The 13,015-nt window shown below is 36.0% G+C and carries 12 protein-coding genes; 4 read left to right on the forward strand and 8 right to left on the reverse strand.

From position 1 onward, the window contains the following. Positions 1–131 precede the first annotated feature (131 nt). A complete protein-coding gene (locus HJ01_RS08875) occupies positions 132–1,307 on the forward strand; it encodes an MFS transporter (RefSeq protein WP_007138037.1) in 1,176 nt (391 codons plus the stop codon). 52 nt (positions 1,308–1,359) lie between these two features. After that, positions 1,360–2,292, forward strand: a complete 933-nt coding sequence (locus HJ01_RS08880) for a peptidylprolyl isomerase (RefSeq protein WP_007138038.1) — start codon at positions 1,360–1,362, stop codon at positions 2,290–2,292. Positions 2,293–2,458: 166 nt separating this feature from the next. Here HJ01_RS08880 and HJ01_RS08885 read toward each other — a convergent pair whose 3' ends face one another. Then, positions 2,459–3,019, reverse strand: a complete 561-nt coding sequence (locus HJ01_RS08885; protein WP_007138039.1) for a thioredoxin family protein — start codon at positions 3,017–3,019, stop codon at positions 2,459–2,461. Between the two features lie 116 nt (positions 3,020–3,135). Between HJ01_RS08885 and HJ01_RS08890 the strand changes: the two genes are divergently transcribed. Beyond that, positions 3,136–3,471 (forward strand): tRNA-binding protein, encoded by a 336-nt coding sequence (locus HJ01_RS08890; protein ID WP_040473887.1) that lies wholly within the window; start codon positions 3,136–3,138, stop codon positions 3,469–3,471. Between the two features lie 167 nt (positions 3,472–3,638). Then, on the forward strand, positions 3,639–3,965 hold the full coding sequence (locus tag HJ01_RS08895) for a four-helix bundle copper-binding protein (RefSeq protein ID WP_040473819.1): 327 nt from the start codon (positions 3,639–3,641) through the stop codon (positions 3,963–3,965). A gap of 206 nt (positions 3,966–4,171) precedes the next feature. Here the strand turns inward: HJ01_RS08895 and HJ01_RS08900 are convergent, their stop codons facing one another. The 7 genes from HJ01_RS08900 to HJ01_RS08930 all read right to left on the reverse strand — a co-directional run bounded on the left by HJ01_RS08900 (position 4,172) and on the right by HJ01_RS08930 (position 12,931). Further along, positions 4,172–4,846, reverse strand: coding sequence for a GNAT family N-acetyltransferase (locus tag HJ01_RS08900; RefSeq protein ID WP_007138042.1), 675 nt, complete (start codon positions 4,844–4,846; stop codon positions 4,172–4,174). Between the two features lie 116 nt (positions 4,847–4,962). Beyond that, complete coding sequence (locus tag HJ01_RS08905; protein ID WP_007138043.1) at positions 4,963–5,784, reverse strand: sulfurtransferase; 822 nt, start codon at positions 5,782–5,784, stop codon at positions 4,963–4,965. A 6-nt stretch (positions 5,785–5,790) separates the two neighbouring features. After that, positions 5,791–8,310: a cation-translocating P-type ATPase gene (locus HJ01_RS08910; RefSeq protein WP_007138044.1), complete on the reverse strand. Its 2,520-nt coding sequence runs from the start codon at positions 8,308–8,310 to the stop codon at positions 5,791–5,793. 112 nt (positions 8,311–8,422) lie between these two features. Beyond that, complete coding sequence (locus HJ01_RS08915) at positions 8,423–9,592, reverse strand: MFS transporter (protein WP_040473888.1); 1,170 nt, start codon at positions 9,590–9,592, stop codon at positions 8,423–8,425. A 103-nt stretch (positions 9,593–9,695) separates the two neighbouring features. Beyond that, positions 9,696–10,607: a mechanosensitive ion channel family protein gene (locus tag HJ01_RS08920; protein ID WP_007138046.1), complete on the reverse strand. Its 912-nt coding sequence runs from the start codon at positions 10,605–10,607 to the stop codon at positions 9,696–9,698. A 108-nt stretch (positions 10,608–10,715) separates the two neighbouring features. Further along, positions 10,716–11,099, reverse strand: a complete 384-nt coding sequence (locus HJ01_RS08925; protein ID WP_007138047.1) for a PUR family DNA/RNA-binding protein — start codon at positions 11,097–11,099, stop codon at positions 10,716–10,718. Between the two features lie 71 nt (positions 11,100–11,170). After that, complete coding sequence (locus tag HJ01_RS08930; protein WP_007138048.1) at positions 11,171–12,931, reverse strand: ABC transporter ATP-binding protein; 1,761 nt, start codon at positions 12,929–12,931, stop codon at positions 11,171–11,173. Between the last annotated feature and the right edge of the window lie 84 nt (positions 12,932–13,015).

Raw genomic sequence — 13,015 nt, forward strand, 5'->3', positions numbered from 1 at the left:
ATTATAATATTGAAGAAATGCTCCTAGAAGTGAAAGTCTTCTGGGGGTATTTTAATTGTTTTATACTTCTGGGTTACTTTAAACCCCCACTTTTCAAATGATACTCTAGAATCACAACGTATTTTTGCCCGATGAATTTATCAAAAAAGAATGTCTTGTTTATGGCAGCAGCTACGGGACTTATAGTAGCTAATTTATATTATTGCCAACCCTTAATTATTTTAATTGCAGACGAATTTAAAATTCCCCATGCCGATGCAGGAACGATAACCTATCTTACTCAGGCCGGTTATGCTATCGGTTTGTTTTTTATGGTTCCGCTAGGAGATAAAATAGAGCGTAAAAGTCAAATTCTTTTCACGACTCTTGCTTCAGTAATTGCGTTGGTCATTGCGGCCACAGCGCAAAGCTATCTTATCTTAGAAATTGCTTCACTTTTAATAGGAATCACTTCTATTGTGCCTCAACTTATTTTGCCCTTGGCAGCGTCATTAAGTGCTCCAGAAGAACGAGGTAAAGTAGTGGGTACGATTATGAGCGGGCTGTTAGTAGGGATTCTGTTATCAAGAACCTTAAGTGGTTTTGTAGGGGATATTCTAGGGTGGCGAGCCATGTTTTGGATTGCTTCAGGACTATGTCTAGTATTGTTTTTTATTATAAAAAAACAATTTCCCTATAATAAGCCAGTATTTAGAGGAACTTATGGAGATTTAATAGGTTCGCTTTTTACCTTAATAAAAGAACAACCGTTGTTGCGTGAAGCTACTTTAATTAATGTATTTAGTTTTGCTCAATTTGGTGCTTTTTGGACTACGATGGTTTTATTACTTTCTGCAGAACCGTTTAGTTTTAATAGTGCAACCATTGGTCTTTTTGGTATTGTAGGAGCTTCGGGTGCTTTGGCTGCGCCTCTAGTTGGCAAATTAGGAGATAAAGGAAATTCTAGAATTGCGGTAGGCTATGGCTGTATGTTAATCGCTTTGAGTTTTATAATTTTTTATTTTTCAGATTCAAGTATTATTGGAATTATTTTCGGAATCATTTTTATAGATATTGGTTTGCAGGGGGTACATATTTCAAATCAAACCCGTGTGTATTCAATACTACCTGAAGCAAGAAATAGAATGAATACCGTATTCATGTCATTTAGTTTTCTAGGTACGGCAGCTGGATCTGCTTTTGGGTTGTTTTTATGGCAATTCGGGGGCTGGCATGCTGTAACATTGGGTTGTTTGTTATTATCGGCACTAGCATTCTCGGTTTATGCATATACCTATAAATCAAAACGGAAACCGTTAGAAAGTTAGAAAGGATAAAAAATTAATTTGTAAATTTGCAATTCAATAAAAAAAAATAAAGATGGAAAATGGAATATACGCTAAATTCAACACCTCTAAAGGTGCTATTTTAGTAAAACTAGAACACGAATTGACACCAGGAACCGTAGGTAATTTTGTAGCACTTGCAGAAGGAAATATGGAAAATAAAGTAAAACCACAAGGGACAAAATTTTACGATGGATTATCTTTTCACAGAGTAATTCCTGATTTCATGATTCAAGGTGGATGTCCACAAGGAACTGGAACAGGAGATCCAGGGTATAAATTTGATGATGAATTTCACCCAAGTTTGAAACATGATAAGCCTGGAATTTTAGCTATGGCTAACTCAGGACCAGGATCAAACGGTTCTCAATTTTATATTACTCACGTTCCAACTTCATGGTTAGATGGTAAGCATACTGTTTTTGGTCATGTTGTAGAAGGACAAGATATTGTTGACGCTGTTGCTCAAGGTGACAAACTGGAAACTTTAGAAATTGTAAGAGTAGGGGATGAAGCTAAAAACTGGAATGCTATTGAAGCTTTTATCACTTTTAAAGGGGCACGTAACAAGCGTGACGCAGCTTTAAAAGCGGATGCTGAGGCTGCTATGGAAAAATTAGCTGCTGGTTTTGAAAAAACAGAAAGCGGTTTACGTTACCAATTCATCCAAAGAGGTGATGGAAAACAAGCTCAAGCAGGAAAAACAGTTTCTGTTCACTACGAAGGTTCATTAGAAAACGGAAAAGTTTTTGATTCTTCTTACCCAAGAAAAAAACCAATCGAATTCAAATTAGGTCAAGGTCAAGTAATCGAAGGATGGGATGAAGGTATTGCTTTATTAAAAGTAGGAGACAAAGCTCGTTTTGTGATCCCTTCTGATTTAGGTTACGGATCTCGCGGTGCTGGAGGAGCAATTCCACCAAACGCTACTTTGATTTTTGACGTAGAATTAATGGACGTTAAATAATATAAGAATTCAATGGCTAGTTTTTAATGGTCAGTGATTTAAGAATATATAGAAAATCCCATTCGCCTCGGCGAATGGGATTTGTGTTTTAAAAAGTATCGGTTGTAACATATGGCTCTATACTCAATTGTCTATTTTATATATTCTTTTCTCTTTTGTCTACTCTCTACTTTTTCCACTTAATACTACAACCTATACTTGGTTTTTGTTCAGGATTGATTGTTCTGTTATAAATTATTCCGTCAATTGCACCTCGCAGATCACTTCCGCTTAACGGTATTCCATTTCCGGGACGGCTATCGTCCAGTTGTCCGCGATAAGCTAATTTGTCTTGGTTGTCAAACAAAAAGAAATCAGGCGTGCAGGCAGCATGGTAGGCTTTGGCTACTTGCTGCGTTTCATCATATAGATAGGGGAACTCAAAATTGTTTTCAAATGCAAACTCCGTCATCAATTTAGGCGCATCTTGCGGATAGTTCAGCACATCGTTGCTCGATATGGCTATAACTCCAAGGCCTTGTACTCTATAATCATTGGCAATCATGACCACTTCCTCAATAACATGATGAACAAAGGGACAGTGATTGCATATAAATAAAACCAATGTGCCTTTTTCCCCTTTTAAATCAGCAAAAGAAAAGGACGCTGTTCCAGACGTCATGTCTTTTAAGTAAAATTCGGCTGCTTTTGTTCCTAAAGGATGCATATTTGAGGCGGTTCGTGGCATGGTGTTATTTTTAGATTTAAAGTCTAAAGTTATGAAAAAAGGATTGTTTTTGGCCTGAAAAAACTAAATTTAGATTTTAAAAAACTATATAAACTAAAGATTGAATAGAGATGGAAATGAACTTAACATGGCAAGAATTCGAAAAAGTAGAAATGCGAGTGGGCAGCATACTAGAAGTTAATGATTTTCCTGAAGCTAGAAAACCGGCTTTCCAACTGTCCATTGATTTTGGTGCTACAATAGGTATTTTAAAAAGCTCAGCACAAATCACCAAGCGATACTCCAAAGAAGATTTAGTAAATCGCCAAATTGTTGCCGTAATTAATTTTCACAAAAAGCAGATTGGCAAATTCATGAGCGAATGTCTTATTTTGGGAGCTGTGGGAGAGGATGGCGATGTGATTTTATTGGCACCTGATTTTAAAATTGAAAATGGATTGAGAATTGGATAAAATTTTATTATTAAATAAGTTATTCTAATTTTATTGTAGTTTGTTTTCAGGTATTTAACTATCTGTTTTTTAGTTTTTTAAATTATTAATGTTACATTTATTAGTATATAGAAACAATGTTTTTAGTATTATTTAAATAATAAAGTACCAACTTAGAAACTATTACAATGGAAAAGGAAAAAATGATTGACGTATTGCAGTTTTGCGCTGCACAATGTACTCACTGTTATGATGCCTGCAAATTAGAAAAGGAAATGGATATGTCTGACTGTATGATGAACGATCAAGACTGTGCTGACTTATGTCGCTTATCGGCACAGCTATTAGAACGAAAGTCAGATAATGTAGATATCTTGTTAAAATTATGTTTAGTGATGTGCGAACGATGTGCTACAGAATGTGAAAAACATCCACATATGGAAGCTTGTAAAAAATGTGCAGAAGCTTGTCGTAAATGCGCATCGATGTGTCATGATTACGAATTAGCACAGTAGGGAGATGGTTGTTGTTGTCAGGTCGAAATAACGATATCCGCTATTTGGACCTAAGAGTGTCGCTGTCAATTTATGGCATTTGCATCTGTGTACCCACAAGGATTAATTTGCTTTTTCAAAAGTTGGACATCTGCCATTAGAGCAACTTCGTCGCTTAGGATTTCAGATATTACAAGTCATTTTGGTTAGCTGATTTTAGGGTTGTATCATTGGCTTATGTTCCAAATGCTAATTTCTCGTCTGGTTTCAAAACCTAATTTTTCATATAATTTCACAGCTCCAATATTGGCTTTTGCTACATGTAAAAAAGGTATTTTGTTTTGTTCAAAAATGGCATTTGCAGTAAATGCAACGAGCTGTTTAGCATATCCCTGACCAATGTGTTCAGGATGTGTAATAACAGCGCTCACTTCAGTAAATTCGTTCATTTGCATGCGTTCGCCAGTTATAGCTACGAGTTGATTGTTCTTGAATATACCGTAGTAGTTACCTAAATCGGCTGTTTTTGATTTGAAGTATTCGGGATATACAATTTTAACTAATCCTAAAAGTGCTTCCCTATGGCTTTCTTCCAATTTAACAATTTCATCTTTATAGGAAATAATAATCCTACTGCGGACAATCATCTGAAGGCATAACAATTCGTCTGTTAACTTCAAGGAGTTGGGGATGCTTGGCTTTTCACCAAATATAAAAAAGGAAGGGACTAATTTGGCGTAAGCCACTACATCCTCACCTTTGTTCGGTATTTCATTAAAAGCACCAAAGGCACAATAATCAGGATCATAAAAGTGGGTTTTGTTATAAAGGAGAGCCAGTTTTTTATGGCTTTCCGCCAAGGAATACCAAACGGGATTGTTCAGTTTTTGTTCTTCGTTCATTGTTTAATTGTAGTTGTTTTTTTAAAGATTGAAATTTAATGTTTCGGATCTTTTCTTAGTCTCTCAATTTGCTTAAAAAAGTAATCGTAAATTTAAACGGTTAGCTGAGCTGAAGATCATTCAATTGGCAAACTTTCAATCTGTCCCCATTCTGTCCAGGAACCGTCATAAATTGCTTTTGGGTTCTTATTTTCAATGAGTTCGTATGCAATCAAGTCTATGCAGGCCGTTACTCCAGAGCCACAACTAAAAAACAAGGGCTTGTTGTCTTGTGGCAATATTTTTTCTAATTCTTCTTTGGATAAAAATTTACCATCATGCAATAGATCGGTATAAGGAATGTTGATGGATCCTGGAATATGCCCACTTCGCAATCCTTCCCTAGGTTCCGGCGTCTCAGCTAGAAAACGATCTTGTGATCGTGCATCAATTAATACGGCTTCTTTGGTAGTTATATTTACTAAAATTTGCTCTTTGGTTTTAAATAGCTCCGGTTTGAATTTAGATACAAAATTCCCTAAGGCATAGTCAAGTTTTTTTATTTTTTCAACTTCATAAGCTTGCTTAACCCATTCAGGTAGTCCGCCATCTAAAACCCAAACAGTTGAATGTCCCATGATTTTAAACAACCACCAAGCTCTTGGGCTTGAATAAATTCCTAAACTGTCGTAAACGATGATTTTACTGTCGTTGTTAATTCCCAGATTTCTAGCTGCTTTTGCAAATGCGTCTGCACTGGGAAGTGTGTTGGGTAAGGAGCTATTAGTATCGCTAAATTCATTTTTGATGTCAAAATAACGGGCACCTTTAATTTGGATATCCTGATATTGTGATTCCACCTTTGCTTGGTTTACTTGCTGGCTGGCATCGAGTATAATTAAATCAGGATCGTCAAGATGCTCATTAAGCCATTTTGTGGATACTATTGGGTTTTTCATTTTTGTCTATTTGAAAGATGTTGTTTTTCTACGTTTGTTCCATTTCCAGATTTCGATCCAAGCCACCGAAACAGTACTCACCAAAATACAAATTCCAATTTGAAATGGTTGTAATGGCAGAACGGAAAAGAAATCAGCGATAGGATTTATGTAAATAATTAAAGCTAGCATCAGCAGCGTGGCTGAATTGGCAAATACCATCATATTATTCTTATTCTTCAATGAAGTAAAAACGGAGTAATAAAATGAGCGATTAACCAGCGACAAAATGATATTAGAAAATACTAAAGTGGTAAAAACCATCGTTCTGGTTAAATTCTCCTCACCTCCGTTTTGCACCGTTAATTGATACACAAACAATATTCCTATCGTAATCGCAATTCCTTGTATGATACTTATTCCCATCTCTTTTAATGATAAAAAAGTGCTGCCTAATTGCCGTGGCATTTGTAACATACTGTTTTTTTCTTCCGGTTCATTTTCATAGACAATGGAACACATGGGGCCCATTATCAATTCTAAGAATATGACATGTACAGGCGTAAAAATATCGGGGTAAACCCAACCAAAAAATAAGGGTAGGGAAACGGTTAGAATTATTGGAATGTGTATGGAAACAATATACTGAACTGCTTTTTTGATATTGGTGTAAATGCGTCGTCCTGCAGCCACGGCCACGACCATTTTAGATAAATCATCATCAACCAGAATTAAATCGGCAGCTGTTTTTGCAATTTCGGTTCCTTTTTTCCCCATGGCAATACCAATATGGGAAGCCTTTAATGCTGGACCGTCATTTACTCCGTCACCTACCATAGCAACGATTTGCTTGTCTTTTTTTAGGTCATTTACAACTGCTAATTTCGCCTCTGGAAACATACGGGTCAGAAGCGTAGTGCTGTGAATTGCCTTTAATCTTTTTTCATCGTCCAGCTGCATGATTTCCTCACCTTCCATAACAGAGTTGGCATTTTTTATTCCCGCTTTTTCTGCGATTGCTGTAGTAGTAATACTGTTGTCGCCGGTTATCACTTTTACCTGAATTCCGGCATCATAGAATTGCTCGATTACATGTTGAATGTTGGCTTTTGGGGGGTCATAAAATACCACCAGCCCTACAAAATGGAAAGGAAGATCTTGTTGGTTTTTTGGGTAGTCAGTTCCTTTGAATTCAGAATATCCAACACCAAGGATGCGGTCACCTTTGGAAGCCAATGTATCGATGACTTTATTAATTCTGGATTTCTCTTCAGTGTTGAGGTTGGATACCTTTATAATGGTTTCTGGCCCACCCTTGGCAGCAATGATGCGTCTACCTTCCTTATTTTCGAAGACATGGGTCATCATGGGCGGCTTTCCATCAAGTGGATATTCATGCACCATCGAAAATGCGCGTCTAGTGTCAGCAGTTGTTATTTTGGCATACTCAACGTGTAAACTTTTTTCCATTGGATCAAAAGGAACAGGTTCGCTTGCCCACATAGCAGTTTCAATTACTTTCTCTGCCGCTTCATTTTTCCAATCTTCCTTTTCATATAGTTTATCTCCATTGAAAGAATAAACGGATTGTAAACTCATTTTATTTTGGGTGATGGTTCCCGTTTTATCAGTACAGATAATAGTCGCACTTCCTAAGGTTTCCACTGTTCTGATTTTTTTGACAATAACGCCTTCTTTCATCAAACGCCATGATCCCAAAGCCATAAAAGTGGTGAAAGCCACTGGGATTTCTTCGGGTAGAATGGACATAGCTAAGGTCAGTCCTTTTAACAAGCTGTTAAGTAAATCTTTAGTTTTCCAGAAATAAACTCCCCAAACCAATAAGAAAATAACAACGCCAATAATCGCCATGCCTTTTACAAACTTTTCTATTTGTAATTGTAGCGGCGTTGCTTCATCTTTAATATTGAGTATAGAGCTTCCTAATTTCCCGATTTCAGTTGCAGGGCCAATTTTATTTACTCTATAGACAGCTAGTCCCGATGCGACTAAGGTGCCACTATAGATAGTTTTGTTTTCTGTTTTTTCTGATTTAAAAACGGCATAGGCTTCTCCAGTAAGTGCCGACTCATTTACCGAAAAATCATTGCTGTGGACAATTTCTCCATCAGCGTTGATGGTGTTGCCTTCTTTGGCAATTACAAGATCATTGACAACAATTTCTTTAGTGGGAATGCTTTTTGTTTCACCATTTCTCAATACTGAACTTAGTGGTTCGTTTAGTTTTTCTAGAGCTTCGAGTGCAATTCGGCTGCGGTTGTCTTGATAGAAAGAAATTCCAGAAACGACAATTATGGCGGCAAGCATGAAATAGGCTTCATTATTTTGGCCCAAAATAAAATAAATGATCGCTACCGCAATCAATAACAACAACATTGGTTCTTTGAAAAGGTCAAAAAGAGCTAGCCACCATTTGTACTTTTGCTTGTATATTTGTTCGTTATTGCCATATTGTTTCCTTGAGGCTTTCACTTCAATATCGGTCAAGCCAATGATGGAATCGGGAATGTTTATTTTCTTGGACATTGAAATCAGAATGAATAGTTGTACTCAAATATAAGATTTTTAGTTTTATTAAAAGAGGTGTTTTGGTGTGATTTTAGATTAAGCTAATACAGTTTTGGGAAATGAAATGAATTTAGTCTTTTTCGTTTGTCATCAGAACAAAATAGAATAGGATGAAAATGCTTGCTGTTCCGGTTACGATAAATGTGGTATTTGCCCCAAATTGATACCAAATCATTCCTGCGAGAGAGCTTGCTAACATGGTACAAACGCTCTGAAAGGCAGAATAGGTTCCAATGGCTGTTGCAATGTCATTCTTGTCTGTAATATTGCTAATCCAAGCTTTTGAGACGCCTTCGGTTGCAGCGGCGTAAATTCCGTAAAGTGTAAACAGCCCAATGAAAACATAAATGTTGTGATTGAATCCCATTCCGAAATAGACGATGGCATAAACCCCGATGCCTGAAAGCAACATTTTCTTTAATCCAATTTTGTCTGCCAATATTCCTAGCGGAAAAGCAAACGCCGCATAAACAAGATTGTAGAAAATATAGATTCCAATTACGGCAGTATCACTTAATCCTGATTGTTTGGCTTTAAGCAAAAGGAAAACATCGGAGTTGTTGAATAGGGTAAAGGCCAAAAGCCCAGTTGCTACTTTGCGGTACATCGGCGGGCTAGTTTTCCAGTAACTTAGGAAAGAAAAAAACGGAGGTGCTTTGGTTTCAGTGCTATTTATTTTCCTTTTCTCTTTTAAGAAAAAAGAAGTTCCCACCGCAAGAAGTCCAGGAATAAAAGCAGTGTAAAACAGCGTTTTATAATCTTCGGGATAGAAGTAGAGATAGATCAATGCCAGTGAAGGTCCTAAAACTGCTCCTAATGTATCCATGGAGCGATGAAATCCAAATACTCTTCCTTTGGTCTCAGGAGTGGATTCATCAGAAAGGATTGCGTCTCTTGCTCCAGTGCGGATTCCTTTTCCGAAACGGTCAATAGTGCGGGCAAAGAAAATCCATAAGGGATATATAAAAACAGCCATCATGGGTTTAGATATTGCGCTAAAGGCATAGCCTATTTGCACAAAAGGGACTCTTTTTCCTGTTGCATCAGAACGTTTCCCAAAATAGCCTTTACTGAGACCGGCTGTCGCTTCTGCAACACCTTCAAGAATACCAATAAGTACAATAGAGAAACCAATGGATTTTAAATAGATGGGTATTATGGGATACAGCATTTCGCTTGCTGTATCAGTAAACAAACTGATTAATGACAAAATCCAGACGCTGCGACTGATGTTTTTCAAAATTAGAGATTGTTTGTTAATGGCCATATAAATGTAAATAAAAAGTCTGAAAACCAATTGATTTTCAGACTTTTTAAATGCGAACAGATTAAGTTATGTAAAACTAATCTTGTTTTACACTAGCCGTTTTATCGGTCTCTTTTTCGGGTTCTTTAGTCTGGTGAATTACCATCTGTGGAAACGGAATTTCAATTCCTTCTTTGTCAAAGGCCACTTTTAATCTTTTGCGAAGTTCTCCTGTAACCTCCCATTGTTTACTTGGTAAGGTTTCACCTAATATTTTCAGCATAATGGAAGAGTCGGCAAAATCATTTACACGCAAGAATTGAGGAACGAGGATGATGGAGTTTTTCCATAAGGGATCGTGTGCCAGTTCAGTTCCAGTCCTGTTTATAACCGCTATGACATGTTCTAAATTAGAATTGTATCCTACACCCACATCCAGATTGATACGAGAAAAATCCTTAGAGAAGTTAGACACTTTTTTAATTTCTCCATGAGGAATATGGTGCACTGTTCCATCAAGATCTCTTAACATTGTTTTTCTTAAACTGATTTCTTGGACGGTTCCGCTGGCATTATCAAAACTCACAACATCTCCTATACGGTATTGGTTTTCAAGAATGATAAAAAGTCCAGAAATGATATCCCGAATCAAGTATTGTCCTCCAAAACCGAATGCCAATCCCACAATTCCTGCAGCAGCCAAGATTGGCGCGATCTCCACTCCAAATTCTTGAAGTACCATTAAACCAGTTATGGTTAGCAATGAAATGTTAGCTGTAGTGGTAAATATTTGGATCAGAGTGTTTTCCCTTTTTTCTTCAGCTTCTTTAGAGGAAATTCCGTCTGGTCTAACAGCAATTCGAACCGCTTTTTCGATGAAAGTGGTGATTACCCTATTAAGTACTAAAGCTCCTATGATGAGAAATACGATTTTAAGACCGCTTGTTATTAGCCATGGGATAATTAGTGCGGCATATTTTTCTGTATATTTCAATGCAATTTCGTTCATGAATAATGGAATTAATTTAGTACTAATTTAATATGCAAAAAGCCCAAAAACCGTATGATTTTTGGACTTTTTATTTTTGGTGCAAAGTATTGAATTTAAAATTATATTTTAAATATCATCAAAATCAATATCAATAAAACTAGATGTTTCGGGTACCGTTTCTTCAGTTGCTACTTTTTCAGTTGCATATTCTTTTTTAAAATCTTTTTGATGTCTTTCTGATATCACTTCTTCGCCTTTGTGGTTCAATACATAAGAAGTCATTTCGTTAAGAATTTCAGAGAAAGCGGCGAAATCTTCTTTATACAAATATATTTTATGTTTCTTGAAGTGAAATGATCCATCCTCTTCAGTGAATTTTTTGCTTTCTGTAATCGTAATATAATAATCATCCGCTTTTGTAGCTCTTACATCAAAGAAGTATGTTCTTCTTCCTGCACGCAAAACTTTAGAAAAAATCTCCTCTTTTTCTAACATGTCATTTTCTCTCATAATCTTTTCAGTCAATTTATGGTTATTAAATCGTAACCAAAAATCCTAAAAATATATGTATTAAACAACAATTACAGCAATTCTTTTTCGGAAAGTTGTTTTAAATATAGAGAAGCATAATAGCCTTCCTGATTTATCAACTGGTTATGAGATCCTTGTTGGATTATTTTTCCGTCTTCTAGAATCATGATTTTATCTGCATTCTTCGCTGATGACACTCTATGACTAACAATAATGGTTGTTTTGTCTTTGCAAATTTCATTTAGGTTATTCAAAATTGATTCTTCAGTTTCAGTGTCAACGGCTGATAAACAGTCGTCAAAGAGCAAAATAGGTGGGTTTTTTATAATGGCTCTCGCAATGGAAACCCTCTGTTTTTGACCTCCTGATAATGTTATACCTCTTTCGCCCAGAATGGTGTCGTATTGTTTCTTAAATCCGATAATGTTATCATGTACAACTGAATTTTTTGCTGCTGCAATTACTTCTTCCATGCTCGCATCTTCTTTACCAAACTTAATGTTATTCTTGATCGAATCGGAAAACAAAAAAGCATCTTGTGGCACAATTCCAATGCTGTTTCTAAGATCAAAAAGGTTTAACGTACTTATTTCTTTGTCGTCAATTTTTATTTGTCCATCAGTTACATCATACAATCTTGAAATTAGCGATAGAATGGTAGATTTTCCAGAACCTGTTTTCCCAAGGATGGCTAAAGTTTCTCCTTTTTTGACAGTAAAAGAAATATTTTTAAGTGCTTTTATGTTGGTGTCTTCATAAGTGTAGCTCACATTTTCGAACGAAATCGAGCCATTTATTATGGATTGGTTTGTATTTTTATTTTTTATTTCTGGTTCAATTTTAAGGAATTCATTCAGCCTTTTTTGTGAGGCTTCTGCTTCCTGAACCATAGATGAAACCCAGCCTAATGACGCTACAGGCCATGTTAGCATGTTGACATATAAAATAAACTCAGCGATTGTACCAATGCTTTTGATTGTTCCGTCAATATACATTAGACCTCCAAAATAAATTACAACAAGATTACTGATTCCGATTAGAGCTAACATAAGTGGTCCAAACAAAGATTGTACTTTGGCTAAATTCAAACTTTTCTGTTTGCTTTCGTTAGCTAGATTCACCATGTTATTTTGATGTTGCTCTTCTAGCGAATAGGCCTTAATTACACGAATTCCGGAAAATATTTCTTGTGTAAAGCTGGATACTTTTGATAAATATTGCTGAAAAATAGTACTCCTTATATTAATTTCCGAACTCAATTTGAAAATTCCATAGGACAACAATGGCAAGGGCAGAATGGTGTACAAAGTTAAGCGAGGAGACACATTATACATGTATACGATTACGATAGTAAATCGGATTACGGTATTTATCGTGTACATAACAGCTGGTCCTACATACATTCTCACCTTCGAAACATCTTCGCTTATACGGTTCATCAAATCACCTGTACGGTTCTTTTTATAGAAATTTTGAGATAGGTTTTCGTACTGTCTGAAAACCTCGTTCTTTAAATCAAATTCAACGTGTCGCGACATCACGATTAGCGTCTGTCTCATCAAAAAGGTAAGAAATCCAGCAATAATTGTAGTAGCAATAATCAATAGAATGTTGGAAGTCAGCTCCTGACGAATCACCGATATGGCAATGTTTTCGTCTTTAGAAAAAGATTCTATAACCTTAAAAGATTTGCTGATCAGTTTTGGGGTGAACAGCATAAAGATTTGAGCAATTATGGTGAATACTATTCCTAGTAAAAAACGGTATTTATATTTGACGAAATATTTGTTTAAATAAAGTAATTCTTTCATTTTTTTAAGATATTCTGTATTGAAATGTTTTTTTTTTATTGGTTTTTACTCAATTTTTAATAATTATAGATATTCGTTTTCGCT

The sequence above is a fragment of the Flavobacterium frigoris PS1 genome, assembly GCF_000252125.1.
Taxonomy (GTDB): Bacteria; Bacteroidota; Bacteroidia; order Flavobacteriales; family Flavobacteriaceae; genus Flavobacterium; species Flavobacterium frigoris_A.